This is a genomic window from Motilimonas pumila (genome assembly GCF_003596335.1).
GTDB classification, from domain to species: Bacteria; Pseudomonadota; Gammaproteobacteria; order Enterobacterales; family CBDFNC01; genus Motilimonas; species Motilimonas pumila.
This window is the reverse complement of the sequence record NZ_QZCH01000008.1, coordinates 22,945-47,108: the sequence shown is the minus strand read 5'-3', so window position 1 is coordinate 47,108 and position 24,164 is coordinate 22,945. Positions and strand designations below refer to the sequence as shown.

Sequence of the window (24,164 nt, the reverse complement as noted above, 5' to 3'; positions counted from 1 at the left end):
AAGGAAATTACTTCCAGCCTTGGCGCCACAGCTCACTGTCTTTTAAACTGTGCCAATCAATCGCTATTTCACGCTTGGTCATAATCGCTTCCATTAAGCAATGTACCACAACGCCTTCTTCATCAAACTCAACTTCTGTGATCATGAAATGTTTTTCTTTTCGCTTGGGGTTAGCCGCGGTCCATTTACTGTGGAGCAGTTTTTTAGGGGTTATTTTATTCATTATTTGGGGGCATCTTCTCGTTGCATCAAGGCTTCATATACTACGTGCCTAAGCAAACTTTTAGTCACTGCATTGGCATTAATCACTTAGCCGCCGAGTAATAATCGCATCGCCAACATCACAAAAATCAACGCAGCCAAACGGTCTAGCCACATTTGCCTGTGCGCCGCAGCCCCTAACCAAGGAGCAAGCAAACCGGCCGAGCATGCAATCGATGAAAAAGTCAGTAAAGCGGCCAACATAAATACCCCTCCCAGCAACAGCGTCTGGCCGCCTGCATGGCCAAAATTCGGAGTGATAAACTGCGGTAAATACGCAAGAAAGAAGAGAGCAACCTTAGGGTTAGTCACGTTCATCACTACACCTCGGATGTATAAAGCTCGTGATGACAAAGGCGGTTGCGCCGGTAAACTCGAAGCACTGCTGCGCCACGCCCCCCAAGCCAAGTAAAGCAAGTAACTGGCGCCAATTAGCTTTAAGACGCTAAAAGCAACAGGCGAAGCTTGCAACAAAGCCGCCACCCCAAGCGCTACTAGTGCAGTATGAAAGCATAAGCCGCTACACAGCCCCAACGTGACCATCAAACCGGCTTTGCGGCCATGATGAGCGCCGTGGGTTAAGACAAAGATATTGTCGGGCCCAGGTGAAAGCGCCAGTAGCACAGAGGTTATAAAAAAAAAGCCGAGGCTTTCCACACCTAACACCTTGTCATTACCTCAAGATAATCATCCTCGCGAGTGACAATGCATACATCATGATTCATGGCTGACCTTGTTAATCTCAAAATCACACTGCTCGCACATGCTGGGCTTGTGCTTGCGCCTTACATTAAAAATGCAGTATAACGGCGCGCTTCGTAACCTCATACAAAGATTTTCACGCGCCGATCACACTTCATCTTTTAACATGAAGAGGATCAAAAGGACTTGGCGGAAGCGCAGGCAAAACAATCTGTGGGCGCTCGCCGGTTAATGAATGTAAAAAAGCGACAATGTCTTGGGTTTGCTCTGGCGTGAGCGTTTGCCCTAATTGCACTTGCGCCATAATCTCTACCGCCTGGCTGAGGTCCCATACTGCACCATCATGAAAATAAGGCGCGGTATGTTCAATATTTCTCAGCGTTGGTACTTTAAATACGTGCTTATCTTGCTCTTTACCCGTCACACTATAACGGCCCAGTGAGGGATTTTCAGTTTGATAAGGCTGCACTAACCCCATTTTTTGGTAACTGTTTGCCCCCACCGCTGGGCCATTATGGCAAGCAGTGCAGCCAACTTGCTTAAAAGTTTGGTAACCTTTCAGCTGCTGTGCACTCAGCTGGGATTTATCCCCTTGTAGCCAAAGATCAAACGGTGAGTTAGGGGTTACTAGCGTTTGTTCAAAACTGGCGATAGCATCGGTGATTTTATCCATATTGATTGCACCTTTGCCGTACACTGCCACAAATTCTTGCTGATACTGCGGAATGCTGCTTAGTGTTGCAACCGCCACACTATGGCTAGACGCCATTTCTTTATCAGCCTCAATCGGACCACCGGCTTGAGCTTGCAAATCTTTGGCTCGACCGTCCCAAAACTGCGCTAAATTGTAACTGGCATTGAATACGGTAGGCGAATTAATTGGCCCTTTTTGCCAGTTATGGCCAATAGATGTAGGCAGGTTATCCGTGCCACTGGTTGCAAGATTATGACAAGAATTGCAAGAAATTATGCCTGATTGCGATAGCCTCGGCTCAAAAAACAGTTTCTTACCCAAGGCTACTTTTGCAGGCTCGGTGACAACTGCCGGTGAAATGATACTAATCGGCTCAGTTGCCCAAGCCTGAGCCAAGGGGAATACCCACAAAGCGCCAAGTGCCCAGCCACGATAATGGCCTATGGACGGTTTAAAGCCCTGCAGCGTGTCACTGCAAAATGTATTAAATGGAGACATTTTTAACTTTTCCTCAAGCAAACAATCAAGATTGAGAAACAGTATGGAAATTGAAAATAACGCCAAGATTACCAATTAATAACAAAATTATCACAATAAGTGTTTGGTTCACATAACTGGATTGACGCTCGCGTTGGAATATCAATCAAAACGGAGTTTGCATAAAGCCCCCTTACTCACCGCCCCGCAGCCGGCCGATAGCAACTAATCCCTCTTGTTGATAGGAACAAGAGCGCAAAAGCCTTCACAAGGTCACAAATAATCATGCCAAAACGGCATCACTTTTAGAGTTAAAACGGGTCATGGGTTATGCTCAAACTAATCCTATATTGATGAAGCAGGCCCGCATGCTAGAAGATTTTACGGCAGTGAATAAATTCGCCAAGTTAAGCGCACTCGTGGTTGATGACTACCCCGTGATGAACAAAGCCGTCACTAGCATGCTCACCAGTTTAGGCTTTGCACAGGTATATCGTGCCAGCCACGGCAAAGAAGCACTGTTATTGCTTGAAGAGCACAGCGTTGATTTAATTGTGTCAGACTGGAACATGCCAAAGATGAATGGCTTTGAGTTATTACAACACGTTCGTGAGTCTTCACAGGCGCACCAAAATGTGCCGTTTATTATGCTTACGGGCAACGTTAATCACGACGACGTCAAACAAGCCATTGCCACTGGCGTCAGTGAATATTTGGTTAAGCCCTTTAATCACAATACCCTCAAAGCCAAAGTAGACAATGCTTTTGCCATGCCAGTGAGGGTCCATAAGCCGGCGCAACAAGTGCCACTTACCGATGCGAAAACTACGACGAACAGCCCAGACGAAGACGTGGCAAGTACACCGGCAGTACCTCAATCAAGCAGTAAGCCGAGTATTTTAATCGTTGACGATCAAGCCAATAACATCACGGTATTGACCGAACTACTGAAACAACAGTACCAACTGAAAGCTTGCTTAACCGGTGCCAAGGCGTTAACTATATGCCAATCAGACAACCCACCGGATCTTATCTTGCTTGATATTATGATGCCTGATATGGATGGCTTAGAGGTTTGTCAGCGGCTACAAGGCGACCCGCAAACTCAATATATCCCCATTATATTTATTACCGCGCTCACTCAAACCAAAGACGTGGTCAAAGGCTTGTCCCTTGGCGCCGTTGATTACATCACTAAACCTATCGAGCCAGAAGTAACGTTGGCGCGAATTGCCACGCACATGAAACTGGTACAACACCGGCTCGATATGGCAGCACAACTTGACACCTTACTGGAAAATGCGCGCCTAAAAGATGAAATAGAACGCATAGTACAACACGACGTTAAGAGCCCACTTTCCGCCATTTACGCCGCCACACAAGCCATCGAACAGAAACAATCTGATTGCCAAATAGAAACCGACATCATCAAAAGCTCCGCTAGCACCATAGAACAAATGATTGAAAACCACATGTTATTGCATCAACTTGAGCAAGGCAGTCCGTTTACCCTTGGCCCACTCAACGCAGTGAAGGTGATCCGCACCGCGCTATTTGGGCTCAAGCAGTTTTGTCAGCAACAGCAGTTACGCATCGTCAGCGATATCAAAAGCGACTTAACCTTTAAAGGCGAACAACGGCTCGCACAAAACATGTTTTACAACCTGATTAACAACGCCGTTCAAGCAGCGCCTAAAGGCAGCCAAGTCACCTTAACCGGACAATGGGTTGATAACCAAGTCGAGTTCAGTATTCACAACTTAGGCGCAATCCCGGCCCAAATACGGGGCAACTTTTTTGATAAATTTACCACTCACGGAAAATCCGGAGGCTCGGGGATCGGTACCTACTCAGCTAAACTGGCGGCTCAAGCCCAGCAAGGCAGCATTGATTTCAGCAGCGACGAACAACAAGGCACTCGCCTCACCGTCCGCTTGCTGTGCCCGTAACCCTAGAAGCAAGCGCCCAGCAAAGATGGGCGTAACCACCTTTCGCTGAATAGGCTGTCATGCTCTTTACCTTTGTTGCAATTGCACCTTTAGTGCCACCATCTTATGTTTGCTTATTTTCACCTTGACCTGTCTACTGCTTTATAGTTTACATTAAGTATCACAATGAAAAATACGGAGCTATGTGTGTATCGTATTTCAGAGCTCGCTGCATTAGTGGGGTTATCAAGAACGGCTTTGCTGTATTACGAAAAGCTGAATTTGATTTCTGGCGACAGGATGGCCAATGGTTACCGAGTCTATACTGACAAAGACCTGCAGCAAGTTCGCCTGATCCAACAGTTGCAAAGTGGTGGACTCACGTTAGCCCAGTGTAAATCTTGCCTCGACAGCAAACTGGATAAATCGGTACTCCAAAGCCGCTATACAGCGCTGGAAAATGAAATTCAGCAAAAGCAGCAGTCGCTGGCGTTATTAGCTTCTCTGCTCGGCAAAAAAAGCAGTAAACCCTGGCATGAAAGCCTGTCGGAAATCGCGCCTGATGCACATCTAGACTGGTTAAAAGTTCAAGGGTATGACGAAAAGCAAGCCCTCAGAATTAAATGGTTATCAAAAGATATGAATGAACATGACAAATATATGCAAGATTTTATGGCTGTTTTCGAAACGCTGGAATCTTGGGGCCCTAACAGTGAACAAGATACGACCAAAGCGTTTAATCTGCTGCCCCACTCTCCGCAACATATTTTGGAAATAGGTTGTGGCAATGGTAATTCCACCATCCTTCTGGCGCGATTATCACAGGCTCATATTAGCGCCACAGACAATGAGCAATCTGCGTTAGATCGCTTACAGGCAAAAATAACGCAGCACAATCTCGGCGGCAGAGTGTCAACAAAGTGTGTCAGTATGACGCAACTTGGTGATGATCCCGAAAAGGTTGACGTTATGTGGGCAGAAGCGTCAGCGTATGTGATGGGGGTAGAAAATGCATTATCGCAGTGGAAGCCACGCTTGCGAGCGAACGGCACCTTAGTATTCAGCGACTTGGTTTGGTTAACCGCCACCCCAAGTGACGATAGTATTGCGCATTGGAAGAGTGATTACCCAGATATGCAAAACGTTGCAACGCGAATGAAGCAAATACAGCAAGCGGGATATCAGCTTGTCGACACATTTACCGTGTCTGAGCAAGCATGGTCAAGCTACTACGAGCCGCTGCAAGAGCGACTCAACGAGCTCGCGCCAAGGATGAAAAACGCACCAGCCTTCATCGATATTCAACATGAAGTGGATCTGTACCGTCGTCGCCTAGGCGAGTTTGGCTACCAGTTTTTTATCGCTCAACGAAGCTAGGAACACCCACCGATAATAACGTATGGCCGTGCACGGATAGCAAAATGGCCATCAACCATGGCACAACTACCTGTGCCATGGTTGATGGCGCGACAAACAGGTTACAAGGCAAAGTAGAGATACGTTATTGAATCTCACCTTCTTCATCTGCGTATTTCTTAGCTACCGCGTCAAACGCATCGGCGATACGTAAAAAACCGTCAACCAACTCAGGTTGAAAGTGACTGCCACGGCCCTCCTCAATAATACTGACCGCTTTGTCATGACTGAATGCCGGTTTATAAACCCGTTTACTGATCAGCGCATCGTACACGTCCGCCACAGCCATAATGCGGGCGGAAAGCGGAATGTCTTCACCCGCGAGCCCTTCTGGATAACCTGAACCATCCCATTTCTCTTGGTGCGAATAAGCTATCTCTTTGGCAAAAATAAGGAAATTATCGGCGTTGTCGATGTGCCTCTCTGCCGCGCAAATCGCGTCGCGCCCATACACGGTATGGTTTTTCATTTCCTCAAATTCTTCATCAGTCAACTTGCCCGGTTTAAGTAAAATGCTGTCGGCAATGCCGACTTTACCAATATCGTGCAGCGGCGCCGATTTATACATAGAAGTGATCACGTCTGGCGTAAGTATGTTTTTGAACATGGGCTGTTGCGCAAGTTCGATGGCCAAGACTTTGACGTAATGCTGGGTGCGACGAATATGGTTACCCGTTTCAGGATCCCGTGACTCGGCCAACGCGCCCATAGCCACCATCGCCACATCTTGCAGCTCGGATAATTGCGCCGTTCGCTGCACCACTTTTTCTTCTAAAATTTCATTTTGTTTTTCAAGTAGCTCCCGCGACGCTTTGAGCATTAAGTGGTTTTTCACCCGCTCTTTTAGAATCGGTGGGCTAATCGGTTTAGTGATATAATCCACCGCCCCCATCGCGAGGCCTTTGGTTTCATCTTCTTCTTGCGACTTTGCCGTTAAAAAAATCACCGGTATGTCTTGAGTTTCAGGGTTCGACTTTAACGTTTGACAAACTTCATAGCCGTCCATATCTGGCATCATGATGTCCAATAAAATTAAATCCGGACGGTGTTTTGCGATGATTTTTAATGCCATTGGTCCATTAAGAGCCGCTTGTACCAGGTAGTCCTCAGATAATACGCCTTTCACCACGTCAATATTGGCTAAAGTATCGTCTACCGCCAATATGGTGGCTTGTTTTACGTCTAACATTGTTTATTTTACTCCTTTCGCGATAGCCAAAATCGTTAGCTTAGTTAATGGTTTAGCAATAATGCCTTAATTAAAGCTTCTCCCGCATCAAAGTCATACTCACTAAGGTGCGTGCGGGCTTTTTCTAAACTCTGGCTAACGCTTTCTGTGACGCCTAAATCCAATAGGTCATCCACGCTATCTACCACCGTTGAGTCAAACATTTCGATTTGCGCGACAATGTGCTGCAACTTGTCTTCTAGCTCTGTTGCAGACAGCGCTTGTGGCTCAACAGCGGAGCTGAAATCTGCCAGCGCCTTGCGTAATTGCTCAAGCAACTGCTCTGCGTGTTCAAAATCATAGCTCATCAAAGCCTTGTTTAAGGTTAACACGGCATTTGCATCAAAATCTGGCAAACCTTCTGGCGGTAATTTCGCCGCCAACTGCTCCAACGTATCACTGGCACCACTGTCAAAAATGCTGATTTGTTGCGCGAGTTGCGCCATCAACTCCGCCGCTTTTCCTTGATCATAATGCCCTGAGGGCGTCGCCTCAGCGTGTAATAATACCTCATCAATGGTGGCTAACATCTTTAATGCCAAGGCTTCACATTGCTGTAACAGCGCCTGTCCTTGCTCACCGAGTACCGTCTCACCTTGTTGCTTCATCTTATTTAATATTTGCTCCAGCTGCTCTGCTGGCGGCACCATAAAACTGGCGCCTATATTGGCGGCGACCCCTTTCAAACTGTGGATCACTATGGTCGCTTGGGTAATGTCTTCGCCGGCCAAGGCATCATTGAAGCGGGCAATGGCATTGCCTTCGCTGTTACGTACTTTTTGCAGCATATTGCGATACGCTTTCTGATTTCCGCCAACACGCGCTAACGCGGCTTCGACATCAAACTCGGGTAAATCTAATGACGTATCGCTTCGCGCTTCTGCAGGACTCGCTTGAACAATAGCTTTGCCCGTAGGCTCAATCCATTGGGCTAACGTGTTAAACACTTCTTGTGGATCTATCGGTTTGGCTAAGTGATCGTTCATGCCCGCTGCCAAGCATTTTTCTTTGTCTCCGCTCATGGCGTTAGCCGTCATCGCAATAATTGGCAAATTCACCAACTCAGGTATTTGTCGCAGTCGCTCGGTGGCGGTGTAACCGTCCATCACCGGCATTTGCACATCCATCAATACGGCGTCGAATGACTCTGAGTCGACCTTATCAAGGGCTTCTTGACCATTCCACGCGGTGCTAACTTCTAGCCCAGCAAGTGTCAGAAGTTCAACCGCAATTTGCTGATTCACTTCGTTGTCTTCTACTAGCAAAATATGCGCGCCCGCAATCTCAGCAACCGAGGAAGTATCAAGCTTGCCACTGCGATGAGCAGGGGCGACAGCACTGCTTTTACCCATCACTTTTAATACTGTATCAAGCAGGGTAGACGCACTCACTGGCTTGGTAATCGAGCTCGCTAACGGAATATGGCTGGCTTGCTTTAACATTTCATCGCGGTCATAAGCGGTGACAATGACAAACTTAGGGATTTGCGTCAGCTCATTGTGCTGCACTATTTGCTGGCCTAATTCAATGCCATCCATTTGCGGCATTTTCCAGTCTGCCAAGACCAATTTAAATGGACGATTGTGCTGCTCAGCAGACACCAGTTTCTCTAGTGCTTCACGGCCAGATGCTGCCACGTCAGGCACAAAACCCAAGCTTTCAGATAAATTAAACAAGATTTCACGTGCTGCTAGGCTGTCATCCACAATCAACACAGGCAAATCGACCAAAGCACTCTCGTGGGCGTTTTGATGCTTACTGCTCGCCGGTGCTAAGCCGAATTCAGCGGTAAAAAAGAAGGTGCTGCCTTCTCCTTGTTCGCTTTCGACCCAGATCTGCCCTTGCATCAGTTCTGTTAAGGTCTTGCTAATCGTTAAGCCCAACCCTGTACCACCATATTTGCGGGTTGTAGAAGCGTCAGCTTGACTGAAAGATTGGAATAGCTTGCTTTGCTGTTCGGGTGTCATTCCTATGCCGGTATCACACACCGAAAATTCTACCTTAATCGAATCACCTTGCTTTTCGAGCAGCTTCGCCCGGACGATGATTTCCCCTTCATGGGTAAACTTGATCGAGTTATTCGCTAGGTTGATCAACACTTGCCCTAAACGCAGTGGGTCCCCCATCAGATCCAACGGCAATTTAGGGTCTATGTCTATCAACAGCTCTAACTCTTTCTGTTGACTGCGGTGGGAGATAATTTGCACTAAATGATCTAGGGTGTCGTTAAGGTTAAACGCAATATTCTCTAGTTCTAACTTACCGGCTTCAATTTTTGAAAAATCCAATATGTCATTGATAATGCCAAGTAACGCATCCGCCGAGTTATGAATTTTATTGATGTAGTCTTCTTGCTTACGGCTCAACTCCGTTTGCAATGCTAAATAGCTCATGCCGATGATGGCGTTCATCGGCGTGCGAATTTCATGACTCATGTTCGCCAAGAAGTCACTTTTTGCTCGAGTGGCCTCTTCCGCATTTTGCTTGGCCGCTTGCAGCTCACGCTCAGCTTCTTTACGGGCGGTAGCATCGCGCACTATGCCAGTAAAGATATGATCGCTTTCAAACATCGCCTCGCCGACAGCTACTTCAATATCAAACTCACCGCGATATTGGTGATAACCAATCAATTCAAATACCGCATGCTCAGAGCTCACTTGCGCCATTTTGTCTTGCAAAAAACGCTGCTGAAACGGCTCGTTCATAAGCTTGCTGATATTTTCGCCGACAATGTCTTCGCTAGGGTAGCCAAATATCAATTCCGCTGCCGGGCTGAACTCTTGAATCGTGCCGTTTTTATCCGTCACAATGATGCCATCTGACGCATTGTCGATAATGGTTCGAATACGCTTCATATTGATGTTTAATTTTTGCGTGCGATCTTTTACCAACACTTCTAACTCTGCGTGCGAGCGGCTTAAAGCCCGGGTGGCCCGGGTACCGACACTCAAAGTGAAAAAAGTACTGCCAAAAAACAGCAGCAAAGAAATAAACAATACAGACCAAATGGCGTATTTGAATGTAACTAACAAGGCCATTGATTCAGCCACATCCACTTCCGCGGCCAGTCCCACGCCTAACACGTCATCCCATAGCCAGCTGCCGACTACTTCAACGCCGCGATAATCTCGATAACCTGACATGTCTGAACCGGATATTTTATTAACGATGCTCTGTGCCATGCGTGTTAACGGCCAATTTGGGTCGGGTGTGCTGTGCTCGGGCTGCTCCAGCAGGTTTACCCCTGGATCGGCAATACGCACGTTGAGTGACGCTCTGCGATCCACAGGTAATAACCCAATATCCCGTAAGTGATGTTCAAACCGTACGTTGGAAAGTAATAAGCCCGATTGATCGATGGCATAGGTTTCACCGCTTTGGCCAATAAAACCGGCAGACAAAATGGATGAAAAAATGCCATCGAACTGTACCCGTTTTGTTAGCACAGCAATCACTTGATTGCGGCTATTACGTATCGGCGCAGCAAAAAACATGGTGGGAGGCTTCAGCTTATCTTGACGGTTTTGCTCGTTGAAATACACGTCTGAGCGGATGGGCGGAATAAATACATTTTCACCGTTAAAGGCGCGCTGCAGTAGCTCTGGTCTTTGCTCTCTTATCAGGTTAATGTCGCCAATATTGGAATCTCGACGGGAGCTAAGGTTCACATAATCAGGGGAAATGATAAAAAAGCCAATATTGCCTACTTCGCCTTCACGGGCTTTAAAAAACTGGCGTATTTGCGACTGTAATGGCGTTTGCAATAACGCTTGCTTGTCTGCTGGTACTACTAATAAAGACTCGACCATTTGCGTCAACTCTTTATTTTTACCCAAATGCTCCAAACGGCCCAGCTCGTTTTTCACCCAAAATGAGAGCCTTTGATGCGTTGACGTTAACAGGGTGTTTAAGCTGTACTCAAGGGCGCTGTACCTTTGCTCTTTGGCGTATTGAATGACGCTAGATGCAGCGACAATAAGAACTATCGATAGCGCCAGCATGCTGACAAAAATCACGCGCTTAAACTTGGCAGAGCCAAATTTTGCCGCCAAGTCTTCATCACTGACACGTATAATGCTTGAACTTATTCCAATCCCTAGCACCAGCATCAATAGCCCTGCGCCTAACGACAGCCACAATACTTGGGTGTAATCATCCTCTGCCGCCACCACTTGCTCTGCTGGGGCTTTGAGCCAATCATTGTTAGCCAGCATTAAATCACTTAACTTAAGTGAGTCGAGCCCTTTTTGCACTATGCTGTGCAGTTGCGGCACTTGCTTGTGGCTAAACATATGTAATGAGGTGGGAAAAGTGACGTCTTCGTCGATGACTCGAATGCCGGTAATATTGTTACGGCCAAGCCAATCTTGCACCACAATTTCAGCGTCCAACAAAGCATCCACTTTGCCATTTAGCACCAAGTTAATCGACTCTTGCACGCCGGAGGTTTCAACAATATTGATATTGGGGTACAAGGCTTTGACTTTTTCGATGGTGGTATAACCTTCAGCAATGGCAATGCTGGCGTTGGCTAAGTCTAGGTTTGATTGAAACTGAGCGTCGTCTTTTACAAAAAATAACTCTCGCACCAAAAAGTAAGGCGTAGAAAAGTTGCCATGGGCTTTACGGTCTTCAAAAATATACGCATCCGGCAATAAATCAATTTCTCCGGCGTAAAACTGCGCCAATAAATCATTCCAACTGCCAGTTACTATCTCTAATTGCAGGCCTGTTTTAGCCACTATCTTATTCATGATAGTGCCAGCTAGCCCGGCCATTTCTTGATTCTCATCTAAAAATAAAATGGGCGGCCAGTGCTCAATACCAATGCGAACCTTGTTGTTTGCTATCCACTGCACCTCTGCTTCGCTTAACTTCAAAGCTTTAGCATGAGCCGAACTTTCAGCTTTCATTGCGCGTTGCTGAATGTTGTCCACCAGCTTTAATAACAACGCCATGTATTCACTTTTAAAGTTGTGGTAGTCCCCGCTATTGATCATTGCCATCGCCCCTTGGCGATCGCCTTGGCGTACTTGCTCAATGGCCGCTTCTTCGGCCGCCACTAATTGGTCATTGACCGCTTCAAGCTGACTGACAAGGGCTTTATCTTCATCAGATTGGCTGGCTAACAACAAATTGATTGCCCGAGTCAGTTTGGGCTCATATTCGTGATAACGCAGCAGCCACTTTTGATCCCCAGTGAAGGCGTAGCTTAGCACCGACGAAGTTAACACTTCATCAATGTACTTCAGCTCACTGGTAAGGTTTTTTAATTCAGCAATATTGATGGGTTTTTCAGAAGGCTTTAGGCCTTGATGAGGCGTATCACTCACAAGGTTCGCGCTCGCCAAGGGAATAACAGAAAACGTACCAAGCAACGCCACGAATAGCCAAGCGCAGAGAGACAAGCAGAGCTTTTGAGGCCAAGTGGCATTAGCAGCGAAGGGGTAAAGCATAAACACATTCGTCCTATGAACTTTCTGAGAGCCGAACTGCAAACACCTTGGTGCTCATTGCGAGCGGGAAAACAGGGCTAACATGCAGAAACAAGTGATTTTAATATAGTGCAGATATGGTGCTTTCGCATGATAGACAATGTGAAAATAAAAAACCAAATGCAAGAGTAAAACCCAGCGCACAGAATCGTCTTTAGGGTCTCGCTCAGTAAGGTAAACGAAAATTAAAAAGATGATAAATAAAGAGAATTTAAGCCAGCATTAAAACTGGCAATATTGGCCAGATAATTATTGAGTTATTAAATATTAACTTATTGACAAATAACGGACGCTGTAAGATGAGGTAATAACGTTCACCGAAAACGGCCCCGCACGGTTTTACGCACTTTTCCCGCCATGGCAATTAAACTGCTTTGGGTTGCGCCATGGCATAAAGCCACCGCTAGCGCGTCTGCTGCATCGGATTGCGGCACTCCGTCAAGCTTTAAGATATGCTGCACCATGTGTTGCACTTGGGCTTTTTCTGCCCCGCCCGTGCCTACTACGGCTTGTTTAATTTGCCGCGCAGAATATTCCGCAACGCTGAGTTCGGCACTGGTTGCCGCGACTATTGCCACGCCTCGGGCTTGCCCAAGTTTCAGGGCTGAATCTGGGTTTTTTGCCATAAACACTTGCTCAATGGCAAACTGCTGCGGCTGATACTGGCTAATGATCTCGCTAATGCCTTGGAATATAGTGTGTAAACGGGGAGCGAGCTCATCGCCTTTAGTGCGAATACAACCGCTGGCAAGGTATTGAAAACGACCGCCAGCGTGTTTGACTAAGCCAAAGCCCGTGGTTCTGGAGCCTGGATCTATGCCTAAAATGATGCTCATTACTTTCCTAAAACGGTGCGCGTTTATCGCAACTTCTGCACGTCCGTGGTAAACCACAAGCCAGATAACCGCATGAGTCGGATCAACAAGTGAATAAAACGGGGAGCCTAAGCTCCCCGTTGAATACTGGATACAAATTACTGCCTGACGACACTCTATTACAAGGTGGCAGCTACTTCATCCGAAATTTCGCCATTATGATACACCTCTTGTACATCGTCATCGTCTTCTAGGGTGTCAATCAGGCGCATAAGCTTAGGCGCAGTGTCTACGTCTAAATCAGCTTTGGTTGAAGGCACCATAGTCACTTCGGCATTTTGAGCGTCAAAACCGGCGCCATCTAAAGCATCTTTAACGGCGCCAAAATCTTCCGGCGTGGTGTAAACGTCTATCGAGCCATCTTCGTGGGTTAACACGTCCTCAGCGCCGCCTTCAAGGGCCGCGTCCATGATGGTTTCTTCATCAACGCTGTCGTCGTAGGAAATCACGCCTTTCTTTTCAAACAAGTACGCCACCGAGCCGTCAGTGCCTAAGTTGCCACCGCTTTTAGTAAAGGCGTGGCGCACACTCGACACGGTACGATTGCGGTTATCTGTCATAGTTTCGACCATGACTGCGGTGCCGCCGGGGCCGTAGCCTTCATAAATAATGGTTTCCAGCTCTTGGCCGTCAAGCTCACCGGCGCCGCGTTTAACCGCACGCTCTACCGTGTCTCTTGTCATGTTATTTGATAAAGCTTTATCTATTGCCGCCCGTAAGCGTGGATTTGAGTCAGGATCAGATCCGCCTTCGCGAGAAGCCACGGTTAACTCTCGAATAAGCTTAGTGAAAATTTTACCGCGCTTGGCGTCTTGCGCCGCTTTACGGTGTTTGATATTGGCCCATTTACTATGACCTGCCATAACTAATCTCCAATTTTATTGGCTAAATCTATGATCACTTGGCGATTGGAAGCTGAGCTAATGCGCTCCACGGCTTGCGAAAAAGGCAGCCAAGCATATTCACTGTGCTCGGTTAATTGAATCTCACACTGTGTTGGCAATTCAAGCAGAAATTGATGTTCTAAATTGATGGAGACATTAGGAGCGTAGCGGTGTCGCCATAGCGGGTTAATCTCATAACGCACTTGGTGTTGAAGGTCGACCAAGTTAAGTTGTTGAGCAATGATATCAATGCCCGTTTCTTCTTTTACTTCTCGAATTGCAGTATCAAAGGGTAATTCATCCCCTTCCAGACTGCCAGTGACCGATTGCCAAAAACTGGCATCGTCCAGCCGGCGCAGCACTAACGCCCGACCAGCATCAGTGACAATCACCACCAATACTGATTCAGGGCGCTTGTATGTCATTACGCTTGTTCTTCTTCCGCTGCAGGCGCTTCAACTTCTAAGCCAAGATCGGCTAATGCCGCAGGGTTAGCTTGGCCAGGTGCATTGGTTAAAGGACACGCTGCTGTCAATGTTTTCGGGAACGCCATAACGTCACGGATAGACGAGGCACCTGTCATTAGCATTACTAAGCGGTCTAAACCAAACGCAAGACCTGCGTGCGGTGGAGCGCCAAACTGAAGCGCTTCAAGCAAGAAGCCAAATTTCTCTTGTGCTTCTTCGTCGCTGATACCCAAAATGCGGAAAATCGCGGCTTGCATGGCTTGGTCGTAAATACGCACTGAACCACCGCCTAGCTCACAACCATTCAACACCATGTCGTACGCATCAGAAATGGCGTTGGCTGGATCGGCTTCTAGTTGCTCTGGAGTTAAACCTGTTGGCGCCGTAAATGGGTGGTGTAATGGTGTTAAACCGCCATTTGGTAACTCTTCAAACATTGGGAAGTCAACTACCCACAAAGGCTTCCACTCGTCACTGGTTAGCTCAAGATCTTCACCTAGCTTCAAGCGCAGCGCGCCCATCGCTTCCGAAACAATCGTGCCTTTGTCTGCGCCAAATAAAATGATGTCACCGTCTTTGGCTTGAGTGCGCTCAAGTAACGCATTTACCACTTCTTCGTTTAAGAATTTGGCAATTGGAGACTGTACGCCTTCAAGGCCTTTCGCAGCTTCATTGACTTTCATCCACGCTAAGCCTTTGGCGCCATAGATGCCAACAAACTTGCCGTATTCGTCGATGTTCTTACGCGATAATGCAGCGCCGCCTGGTACACAAATCACCGCCACGCGGCCTTTTTCATCGTTTGCAGGACCCGAGAAAACTTTAAACTCAACGTCTTTTACCAAGTCTGCCACGTCAATTAGCTCAAGCGGGTTACGTAAATCAGGCTTGTCTGAGCCGTAACGACGCATCGCTTCTGCGTATGTCATGCGCGGGAAGTCACCAAGGTCAACATTCAGCAGGTCTTGGAAGATGCCGCGGATCATCTCTTCTGTTACCGCCATCACTTGGTCAGCCGACATGAAAGAGGTTTCAATATCGATTTGCGTGAATTCAGGCTGACGGTCAGCACGTAAGTCTTCGTCACGGAAACACTTCACGATTTGGTAGTAACGGTCCATACCTGACATCATCAGCAACTGTTTGAACAGCTGTGGTGATTGTGGCAGAGCAAAAAAGTTACCTTTATGTGTACGGCTGGGCACCAAGTAATCGCGGGCACCTTCTGGCGTTGCCGCAGTAAGGATTGGCGTTTCAATATCAAGGAAACCGTTGTCGTCTAAAAAGCGACGAACCGCGCTCGTGATGCGGGCACGGAATTTGATTTTCTCTGCCATTTCTGGACGACGTAAGTCAAGGTAGCGGTATTTTAAACGCTGCTCTTCACTGTTTGTTTGGTGATCGTCAAGTGTCAAAGGCAAAGGTGCAGACTTACTAAGAATTTCAAGTTCAAGACCTAAAATTTCAACGCCACCAGTGGCCATGTCTTTGTTGACTTGGCTTGCTGGACGAGGGCGAACCTTACCCGTAACCTTAACACAAAACTCGTTGCGCAGGCTGCTGGCTAATTCAAACACTTCCGGTAAATCAGGATCGTAAACCACTTGCACTAAGCCTTCACGGTCTCTTAAATCTAGGAAGATAACGCCACCTAAGTCACGACGTTTGTTCACCCAACCAACAAGTTCAACTTGCTGATCAATATTTGTTTCATTTACCTGACCGCAGTACAGAGTGCGCATGTTGTTCAATCCTGTGTTCGCCAGCGGCAAATTGCCGTTGCGGAGTTATTGTCTATTAAGTATAAAAAACCCGTTATTATAGGGAAAAGCAACAACGGGGTAAATCGTGCAAGGCGCTACAGGGAAGAATATTTTACGTATTGGCATGGCAATGTGGGCAGAAAAGTCGTGGTATCCAAGGCTTATTCGCCAATCTTGCTCTGGTGCGAGCTTGCTGCACCATTACAGTCAAGTTTTTAACACGGTAGAAGGAAATACCACTTTCTACGCCTTGCCTCAATTAAGCACGGTGAAGCAATGGTTTGACGACACGCCTGACGACTTCAGATTCAGCCTTAAATTGCCCCAGTCGGTCTCACACCAAAAGCAACTGCACAATGTTAGCGCAGAGCTGAAGCAGTTCTTTGAGCTTTTTGCCCCCCTGCAACACAAACTGGGCCTTATTAAGCTGCAGCTGCCAGCCAGTTTTAGCCCTGCTGAAAGTGATAAACTCTTTGCTTTTTTGAAACAGTTACCCAGTGGGTATGAATATGGCGTAGAAGTGCGTCATCGCGACTTTTTTGCTAAAGGTGAGCCAGAAAAACGCTTCAACCAAACTTTAATCCAGCTTGGTATGAACCGCATTATCATGGACTCTCGGCCCGTTTTTTCGAGCCCCGCCACCACGCCAGTGATGCAGCACGCGCAGCGGCAAAAACCCAATGTGCCAGTGCATGCCATTGCCACGGGTACGTTTCCCATTATTCGTTTCATTGGTGACGTCGATTTAGCTCATTCACTGCGCCAATTTACACCATGGCGTAAAAAAATTGCTCAGTGGATTGATGAGGGGAAGTCGCCATATTTATACATTCACACAGCAGATAACCTGCACGCGCCAGAGTTGGCCCAGCAAATCGCGCAGAGCCTCGGTGAGTCGGCCAGTTGGCTACACTTACCCAAAGTGCAGCACCAACAGCTCGATATGTTTTGAATCAATAAAAATTAGAATACAGTTGCAAAGTGCTTGGCTGTAATGGCGGCTGACGCCAATTATCGTTGAAGTAATATTTGAAATATAACTGAATTTGGTTGGGCTGATAATCATCAGACACCTTCAGTGCTACCTTACCGCCAACAGACCAATGCGGCGATAATTTGTGTTCAACCAAGCCTTCAAAGCCAAAGCCGAAGCCCTTGTCTCGACTGCTTTCGCCGGGAACGCCGTAAGGAGCATCCGTTTGCGTCCAAGAATGAGATACGCTGGCTAACAAACCAATACTGGTCTGGTTGTTTACTTGCTGATAATACGACAAAGGAATGGCCAAAGATGTGTATGCTTGTGGACTGTAATAATCACCATGGCCATACACAAATTCACTGAGGTTTTTATCATAGCCCATGTGAAATAGGTTTAGGCCTATGTTGAGCCGCTGCTGTGATTGATTAATCCATTTGTAATAAGTGCCTGCCATCAAGGCATACCTTTGGTTATCCTCAACGTTGTGACCTTTTAACTGATGCCACTGAGCTACCGACCAAAAGCCGACGTCTCCACCTTGGTCCCAAGACAGCCCAAGGCTGGCGCCAGAACGTAATACGCTGCCCCAATTTAACCTTTGCTGATCAACGTCTACTTTTGCGCCGGCATATGCCAAAGAGCTGCTCGTTTCTGGCCGCTTTGACAAGTCTACGCTCAAACCAAAGTCTTGCAGGTCGACGTCCAGCGTTACTCCCCCCACCCAATCTGTTTGATTAAAGCCAACCGGCGTAGTGCCGAGGTCTACCTGCCAGGTATCTGCTTGCCAGCCAATCGCAAAGGCTTGCCCCGTTTGCTTGATGTTAACTTCTTGCTCAGTGCCAAAATAGGTATTTTCGTCGTAAGTATGGATCAGCTCAGTCCGCAGCAACAAATGGCCATCATATTCGGGCATGGCAATACTGGCTTCAACAGGCAAAGCAAAATTGCGACTGTCTGATTGCTCAAATGAAAAATCCGCTCCAACCTTGAGGTAGCTTTGCTTGCGATGTCGCAGCTGGTCAATATTTCGTACCAAACTATTACTCATCCAATCATCGCCTGCAGATAAGTAACTTTGCTGCGGCGAAACGTGTTGCTGAAATTGCTCGAAATGATGGCGCTGTAAAGCTTGCAAACCATACTCTTGTGCTTGCGACCATTGCGCTTGCTGCATTAAAGCATCATGCACCAGCCACCAATCGTAGGCTTGCGTTTGCGTCAGCACGTTAAATTCCGACAACAATGCCTGTTGTTGGTCGTCTTGACTCATCGCAATCAACTGCGCAAATTGGTATGAAGCCAATCGTCCACGTTGCAAAAACAAGTAGTCGTACTCCCAGGCGGTTTCGCCAGTTTGGTACTGCATAACCGCTAGCTCAAATAATTCTGGCCAAGGCGATTGGCTCGGTTCTGCCTCTAACGTGAGGGGTTTTAAGATATCCCGAGCGGCGCTTAACTCGTTATTTTGCAAGGCTTGTTGCACTCTCATTAACCTGTCTGCGCGATTAATTTTGGTTAAAATAACGTTTTGCTCAGGCCAATTTTGTATAGAAACCCAGTCACTTAACTGTTGCAAACGCGCTGTGTCTGCAAAAGCCCGTGCCAGATCAAGGTAATCATCTACCTGCCAAGGGGCGATGGTCTTTATCTCAAAAGCGCTAAACATCTCTTGTGCGATGTCCGAGCGCTCAATATTGAGCCATTGCTTGGCCACAAACAATGGCATGTCTTCGGCCCATTGATGCAGCAACCTCTCACCTTGTTGCGGGTTTTGTGCAAACGCCAAAGTAATTTGTTGCGCCTTAGCTGCTTGCTGCCAAACCAATAATGAACCATTCATGGCCTCGCTACGTTTGTTAAGGGGCACTTGTTCTAAGATAATTAACGCTTGCTGGGGTTGCTGTTGCTGGTTCAAAAATAAGGCGTAGGCATACTGCATCTCGGGACTAGAGTCTTGCAGTGACCACAATCGCATCTGCTCCTTGGCTAATGCCTGCTCACCTATTTGCACCATCGCTTGGGCTATCTCTCTTTTTTGCCAAGGTGATTGCGGAGGCGTTTTCAACAACTCAGCCACCCGCTGTTCAATTAATGCTGTGTCTCCCTTTGCTTGCGCCGCTGCTAAATCATCCATCAACTGGCGCTGTTGTAGTTGCTGTTTAGGCTCTTGCAATAAGCGTTGCTGAGATGGCGACAAACTAGCGATATATTTCAGGCCGGCGGCTTCTCCTTTCGTTCGCACAACCCATTCCAATTGAGTACTGAGGGCGTAACCAGAATCTGGCTCAGTTGCAATGGCCTTTTGTAACTGAGCCTGAGCCAGCTGCCAGCGAGATTGCGACATATAAAGCTGTGCCAGCTTTATCATGGCATAGGCTTGTTCTGCATCTAATGCCAACGCTTGCTGTAACTTTTGTTCAGCCTGAGAAAATTGCGACTTTTCATTTGCCTGCTCGGCTTGTTCCACCAGCCACCAATATTGGGCGGTCGTGATGAGACTTTCATAACCGGATTGTAAATTGGGGTTATCATCCAAAGACTTCGCCCGCACAAAATACTTATGCGCCTTTTGATACTCTTGATTCCTGAGCCAATATTTACCCATCGCAACGATTATTTCAGGATCATCAGGGCGCGTTGATAACGCTTGAGTGAGTAGCTGAAACACTTGCTCGGAGGAGGCATCTTGGTTAATTAGTTTAATGCCAGCTAATTTGGCGCGGTAGCTTGGGTCTTTTCGCAGCTCAAGCTCTTGCTGCCAACTTTGCTTGGCGTTGTCATACGCTTGCTGATAAACCAATACGCTTGGGTTATAACTGGCAATGATAGCGTGGCTTTGAACCCAGCTGTCTGACATGGGGATATCTTGCAAGGTTCGCAGCCAAATATCGCCTACTCGCTCCCCCAATTTAGGATCCTTAACCAATTGCGAGAAAATTTTCTGCGCCTTAGGGTCGAGCGGGTTTTCACGCCGCAGCATATCCGCATACTGCAGTTGCAGCAAAGGCACATTGGGATAGATTTGATTAAGCGCCACTAAACGCGCTGTTACTTGCGGCCAATATTGCCGGCGCTGCGCCAGTAGACTTAAGTAGTCTAACTCCAGTGATAAATTCGCAAACTCTCCAGCAAACAGTCGCTCTGCAATTTCAAGGGCTTTGTCGTATTGCCCCCCTTTGGTTAACAATTGCAACTGATTATACTGCGCACTTTGACCATGCTTGAGCCGCCAAAGTTGTTCAACCTTTTGTGTTGCAAGGCTATCCGGTGCTTGCGCTTGCAACTGGGCGAGCCACTTTTTAGCTTGTTGAGGTTTATCTTCTAAAAGTAAAAGTCTGGCTCTTGCGGCAGTGGCTTCAATATTATCCGGCTCGATGGCTTCAATCCGCTCTATTGCAGCAATGGCAATATCTTGACGTTGATTTAACTCAGCAATCTCCACTTGGGTCAGTAGCCAAGCAATATCATTACTTTGCGCAATGGCCGCACTCGGCGTTATCGAAAATTGTTCAACCTCAGCCCCGCGGGCTGTGGCGCAAACCAAGCTTAGCGCTAACAGAGTTAAGCAGGCTATTCGCAACCTTGTTGCCATTGCAGTTCAACTTCCCCTTGAAGGTTAAAACGATACCTTTGCTCATACCAAGCCTGACCAAATAAGCTCAGCACATTGTCGTAATAGGCATTGTCTTGCGTGGTCACCAACAAAGTTTGGCTTCTTTGGTACTGCGTTTTAGCATGGGCTGGCTCAGACATAGACACTAATAGCGGTACGGCAGCCGCAGAGAAACCCGCAGGCCCTTCTCCCGTAGTCGCTTGGGTCACTAAATTCACTTCACGAGGCGGAAAGCTTCGCGCTACAATAAACTGAGTAAACCCTTTTAAAGCGTCCAAAAGAGAGGGTTTAAAAGGGTCTTTTGGTGACAACATGCCGGCCCACAAATAAGTGCGAATGGCGTTATAACTGCCAATTCCTGGCGCGGTAGGATTAAAGTCAAAGCGCCCTTGGTGAAGCCAAATCCAATCCGGGCTATAGCCCGTTTCGGCAGTCGCCAATAATAACGCTTCACTGCCTTGGCGTACTTTGGCCCAATCTGAAGCTGGGTATAAATGCTGCATATAACTTAATAGCTGTAAGGGAACATAGCTGGGGTTAAGTTTTATCGCCCCAGTTTTAGCCACAAACCCTTGCTTGCCCGGCAACAAATGGGCGTGTGTTTTACTGACTGAGTACACTTCTTCAGTCAAAATCCGCTGCGCCAACAAAAAACCTAAATTGCTGTAGTAAGCGTTTTGCCACACTCTGCCGGCTTCAAGCAGTGTATAAGCAATCCATAAATCGGAATCTGACGCTGAATTGTCGTCTATCACACCTTGCTCAGGACTCCATAGCCATGCCGGTAGCCGCGCGCTGATATCGCCTTGGGCAAGGTGTTTCTCGGTCCAGCGCCAAAGCTGCGAAAAAGTGTCTTGGTCGTTAGCTATCAACGCAAAAAACAAGCCGTAAGACTGTCCTTCAGAAGTGGTAATTCTTCGCTTATCATAGCCATCCACTACCCGGCCACCGTCTTGAATATAGACTTGCTTAAATTGCAGCCACTGTGGCCATTGGCATGACTCAGCGGCAGTGCTTTGGCCTTGACTGCAAAAACTGACCAACAACAATATGCAAAACGCATATGCCTTACTCATCCTCTTCCCCTTGGGCTAAACGTTTCGCCGCCACTACTCGTAGCGCGCGCCACACTAGCACGGAGAAAACCACCACCAAAAAGACCGCAATCAAAGCAATCAGCACTGGGTGGCCAGAAAAGTGATACCAGATAAGTTGTAATACAGGTAACTCGCCGACAAAGTAAGTATCTTCACTCTCAAAACTGGTCACACTAGCAGGGCGAATAGCCGCTGCTGCGCCAAAAAGAAACTCCCCGGTTGCATTATTGATGGCCTCAGTGATCAGCGACAAGCTATCCCCGTCTTGACCGTTGAGTACCACGACAGTGCGCTGCGAAGAAAATGGCGATTGAAAACTGACCATGCTGGCAAACTGTCCCTGCGCTTGCAGTTCTAATGTTGCTGCGCCCTCACCAGATTGTTTACCGCCTAAACTGCGCTCACCTTGCGCCGATAACAAATGCGCCAAATCTTGTTCAGACCAATCGAATGCTTGCTCAGCTTGCTTGGCAATCACTAACACGTCTTTGTCTGATAACGAGCTAGCCTGCCACTGGTGTTGCAAGCTCATGTGATACGCGGCCAACCCCGTCTCTTTGCCAATGCGCCCCATGACATCAAGCAAAAGCTGCACTTCGTGTTTTGAAGGTGCTTCGGGGAGTAACACGACCGTTTGCGATAAGTCAGCAAAACGCGAGAAGGGGTAAGCAGACTTAGCAAACACGCTGAGGTTTGGCATTTCTAAGTAATGGGCAAACCCTGAAAAATCGATGCTTGAGCTTTCATCCATCACGGCAAAGTTTTCTGCGCCTTGCTTCGGTTGACAAATACCGTCGGTACTGGCGACAAATGAAAAGACAAAACTCAGTGTATTGCGCTCGCCCAAACGAAACCCAGGTAAGGTAGCAGCTTGAGAGCCTGCAACGCCTTGCTCTATCATCGGCAGGCGCACCACATCTGATTTACTCTCGCCGCTGGTATCAAGGGGTATGCCTTTAGAAAAAATGCCATTTACACGCATCGACAAGCGCGATGCACTGTTATCTTGCGCCAAGGGCGAATAGCGGTAATTTAACTGCAGTGGTGTGCCTTTGGCTTGCCATAAAAATAAGTCTGGTGGCAGTCGAAAGTTTAAATCTATCGGCGCGGGATCTACCCCACGAGTTTGTAATTGATAAGGCCCATCGATTAGCTCTGCAAACGTCACAGGCCGTGCAGTATTGATCCAACGCGGGGCGTCATAAGCTGCCCGAGTCGGTATATCTTTGATCGCCGTAATCTCTGCCATTGGGCCTGACATCAATGGATTACCGGCAACTAACCCTAATACAGCTTGAGTCAGGGCTTGTTCGTCTTGCCCCATCACTAATAACAATTTGGCAAATTTATCTTGCGGGTGATTGATAACCTGAATACTGGGACTGTTGATGGTCGGGAAATTAGCTAAAAACGTAGGTCTGTCGCGATTGGTCAAAAACACGATGCTGTGGCGTTCAGGTAAATGATTTTGAAACAAAGGAAATTGTGTGTCTCGCCAGTCAGCTAAACTGCCAAAGTACGACGTCATGATTGCCGCCGCGCGCAAGCCCTGCAGGCCAAAACCAGCAGGCACCACCATAGGTAAATTCAAATCACCAAAGTCTCGGGCGTCAAAAAATGGTGCCGGAAATAAGCTCAGTTCATTTTCTACCGTTGTTTTTTTCACCGTTAAGTTAAGGCGACTCGCTGAACTTATTTCACTCCAAATACTGGGATCATTCGGGTTGGCACAGCTTTGTTCCACACTGCCTATCAGCTCAAATTTTAATTGGTTAAAATTGCTCATAAATCGAGGGTCAAGGTTGATATCGGCTTTAACCGGCGCCCCTGAATCTTCACTTTGAATGGTGACAACACCCATCAACTCGTCGTTTAAAAACACCCTTAAATGCGAAACAACTTCCATCAACGCGGGGGAAGGAATAAAGTCTAATTGCAAACTTGCGCCAGTCACAATTTGATCTAGGCGCGAACCAAATCCAACATAAAGGGTGCTTTCGCTGCCTTGCATTTTGAGCGACCCTGTCTGCCCAAGGTCAGCAAAAGTGTAACTGTGTTGCGCCACCCCAGTACCATCGTTCGAGGTATCAACCAAGACCTCTTCAGAGACACCGGTGCGCAAGTCTGCAGTTTGGGCCTCGCTAGATGGCGAACTGTCTTTTGCTGTTACCGTGGCATCCGCTGAATCATGTTTCAGCGCATTGGTGCTTGGTTCTGGTTGCGCCCATGCCACATGTAAACACAAAACGTACAACAGGCTTATCCTTAGCAACACATTTTTCATT

General features: G+C 47.4%; 15 protein-coding genes. 3 read left to right on the top strand and 12 right to left on the bottom strand.

The features are described 5' to 3' along the window. Nucleotides 1-7 precede the first annotated feature (7 nt). The 3 genes from D1Z90_RS07955 to D1Z90_RS07945 form a co-directional block, all read right to left on the bottom strand. Nucleotides 8-223, bottom strand: a complete 216-nt coding sequence (locus tag D1Z90_RS07955; RefSeq protein ID WP_119910227.1) for a TIGR02450 family Trp-rich protein — start codon at nt 221-223, stop codon at nt 8-10. Nucleotides 224-309: 86 nt separating this feature from the next. Then, the gene (locus D1Z90_RS07950; RefSeq protein ID WP_232525219.1) at nt 310-918 is read right to left on the bottom strand and encodes a LysE family translocator; all 609 of its coding nucleotides are present in this window, start codon (nt 916-918) and stop codon (nt 310-312) included. Nucleotides 919-1,117: 199 nt separating this feature from the next. Beyond that, nucleotides 1,118-2,155 carry a cytochrome-c peroxidase gene (locus D1Z90_RS07945; RefSeq protein WP_119910225.1) on the bottom strand — a complete coding sequence of 346 codons (1,038 nt, stop codon included), beginning with the start codon at nt 2,153-2,155 and terminating at the stop codon, nt 1,118-1,120. Between the two features lie 347 nt (nt 2,156-2,502). Here D1Z90_RS07945 and D1Z90_RS07940 point away from each other — a divergent pair, with 347 nt between their 5' ends. Continuing rightward, nucleotides 2,503-4,083: an ATP-binding response regulator gene (locus D1Z90_RS07940; protein ID WP_158587083.1), complete on the top strand. Its 1,581-nt coding sequence runs from the start codon at nt 2,503-2,505 to the stop codon at nt 4,081-4,083. 186 nt (nt 4,084-4,269) lie between these two features. Further along, nucleotides 4,270-5,439 carry a MerR family transcriptional regulator gene (locus tag D1Z90_RS07935; RefSeq protein ID WP_198419076.1) on the top strand — a complete coding sequence of 390 codons (1,170 nt, stop codon included), beginning with the start codon at nt 4,270-4,272 and terminating at the stop codon, nt 5,437-5,439. A 124-nt stretch (nt 5,440-5,563) separates the two neighbouring features. Here the strand turns inward: D1Z90_RS07935 and D1Z90_RS07930 are convergent, their stop codons facing one another. The 6 genes from D1Z90_RS07930 to aspS form a co-directional block, all read right to left on the bottom strand. After that, nucleotides 5,564-6,667 (bottom strand): response regulator, encoded by a 1,104-nt coding sequence (locus D1Z90_RS07930; protein WP_119910222.1) that lies wholly within the window; start codon nt 6,665-6,667, stop codon nt 5,564-5,566. Between the two features lie 44 nt (nt 6,668-6,711). Then, a complete protein-coding gene (locus D1Z90_RS07925) occupies nt 6,712-12,162 on the bottom strand; it encodes a response regulator (RefSeq protein WP_119910221.1) in 5,451 nt (1,816 codons plus the stop codon). Between the two features lie 353 nt (nt 12,163-12,515). After that, nucleotides 12,516-13,037, bottom strand: a complete 522-nt coding sequence (gene ruvC, locus D1Z90_RS07920; RefSeq protein WP_119910220.1) for a crossover junction endodeoxyribonuclease RuvC — start codon at nt 13,035-13,037, stop codon at nt 12,516-12,518. A 158-nt stretch (nt 13,038-13,195) separates the two neighbouring features. Beyond that, nucleotides 13,196-13,939, bottom strand: a complete 744-nt coding sequence (locus D1Z90_RS07915; protein ID WP_119910219.1) for a YebC/PmpR family DNA-binding transcriptional regulator — start codon at nt 13,937-13,939, stop codon at nt 13,196-13,198. A 2-nt stretch (nt 13,940-13,941) separates the two neighbouring features. After that, complete coding sequence (gene nudB, locus D1Z90_RS07910) at nt 13,942-14,385, bottom strand: dihydroneopterin triphosphate diphosphatase (protein ID WP_119910218.1); 444 nt, start codon at nt 14,383-14,385, stop codon at nt 13,942-13,944. After that, nucleotides 14,385-16,169: an aspartate--tRNA ligase gene (gene aspS, locus D1Z90_RS07905; RefSeq protein WP_119910217.1), complete on the bottom strand. Its 1,785-nt coding sequence runs from the start codon at nt 16,167-16,169 to the stop codon at nt 14,385-14,387. Before aspS ends, nudB begins: the two co-directional genes overlap by 1 nt. Before the next feature lie 106 nt (nt 16,170-16,275). On the opposite strand from aspS, the gene D1Z90_RS07900 reads away from it, so the two are divergent. Next, nucleotides 16,276-17,142, top strand: coding sequence for a DUF72 domain-containing protein (locus tag D1Z90_RS07900; RefSeq protein WP_147378741.1), 867 nt, complete (start codon nt 16,276-16,278; stop codon nt 17,140-17,142). 1 nt (nt 17,143) lies between these two features. Here D1Z90_RS07900 and D1Z90_RS07895 read toward each other — a convergent pair whose 3' ends face one another. From D1Z90_RS07895 to bcsB, 3 genes are read right to left on the bottom strand one after another with little or no spacing between them, the layout of a single operon-like run. After that, complete coding sequence (locus tag D1Z90_RS07895; protein ID WP_119910215.1) at nt 17,144-20,761, bottom strand: cellulose synthase subunit BcsC-related outer membrane protein; 3,618 nt, start codon at nt 20,759-20,761, stop codon at nt 17,144-17,146. Further along, entirely contained in the window at nt 20,740-21,858 is a 1,119-nt protein-coding gene (bcsZ, locus tag D1Z90_RS07890; protein ID WP_119910214.1) for a cellulose synthase complex periplasmic endoglucanase BcsZ, read from the bottom strand. Before bcsZ ends, D1Z90_RS07895 begins: the two co-directional genes overlap by 22 nt. After that, complete coding sequence (gene bcsB, locus D1Z90_RS07885; protein ID WP_119910213.1) at nt 21,851-24,163, bottom strand: cellulose biosynthesis cyclic di-GMP-binding regulatory protein BcsB; 2,313 nt, start codon at nt 24,161-24,163, stop codon at nt 21,851-21,853. Before bcsB ends, bcsZ begins: the two co-directional genes overlap by 8 nt. Nucleotide 24,164 lies beyond the last annotated feature (1 nt).

What these genes read in the sequence shown, in the direction of transcription:
- D1Z90_RS07955 (WP_119910227.1), bottom strand. Translation starts at nt 223, where the DNA reads ATGAATAAAATAACCCCTAAAAAACTGCTCCACAGTAAATGGACCGCG.
- D1Z90_RS07945 (WP_119910225.1), bottom strand. Translation starts at nt 2,155, where the DNA reads ATGTCTCCATTTAATACATTTTGCAGTGACACGCTGCAGGGCTTTAAA.
- D1Z90_RS07940 (WP_158587083.1), top strand. Translation starts at nt 2,503, where the DNA reads ATGCTAGAAGATTTTACGGCAGTGAATAAATTCGCCAAGTTAAGCGCA.
- D1Z90_RS07930 (WP_119910222.1), bottom strand. Translation starts at nt 6,667, where the DNA reads ATGTTAGACGTAAAACAAGCCACCATATTGGCGGTAGACGATACTTTA.
- D1Z90_RS07925 (WP_119910221.1), bottom strand. Translation starts at nt 12,162, where the DNA reads ATGCTTTACCCCTTCGCTGCTAATGCCACTTGGCCTCAAAAGCTCTGC.
- ruvC (WP_119910220.1), bottom strand. Translation starts at nt 13,037, where the DNA reads ATGAGCATCATTTTAGGCATAGATCCAGGCTCCAGAACCACGGGCTTT.
- D1Z90_RS07915 (WP_119910219.1), bottom strand. Translation starts at nt 13,939, where the DNA reads ATGGCAGGTCATAGTAAATGGGCCAATATCAAACACCGTAAAGCGGCG.
- nudB (WP_119910218.1), bottom strand. Translation starts at nt 14,385, where the DNA reads ATGACATACAAGCGCCCTGAATCAGTATTGGTGGTGATTGTCACTGAT.
- aspS (WP_119910217.1), bottom strand. Translation starts at nt 16,169, where the DNA reads ATGCGCACTCTGTACTGCGGTCAGGTAAATGAAACAAATATTGATCAG.
- D1Z90_RS07895 (WP_119910215.1), bottom strand. Translation starts at nt 20,761, where the DNA reads ATGGCAACAAGGTTGCGAATAGCCTGCTTAACTCTGTTAGCGCTAAGC.
- bcsZ (WP_119910214.1), bottom strand. Translation starts at nt 21,858, where the DNA reads ATGAGTAAGGCATATGCGTTTTGCATATTGTTGTTGGTCAGTTTTTGC.
- bcsB (WP_119910213.1), bottom strand. Translation starts at nt 24,163, where the DNA reads ATGAAAAATGTGTTGCTAAGGATAAGCCTGTTGTACGTTTTGTGTTTA.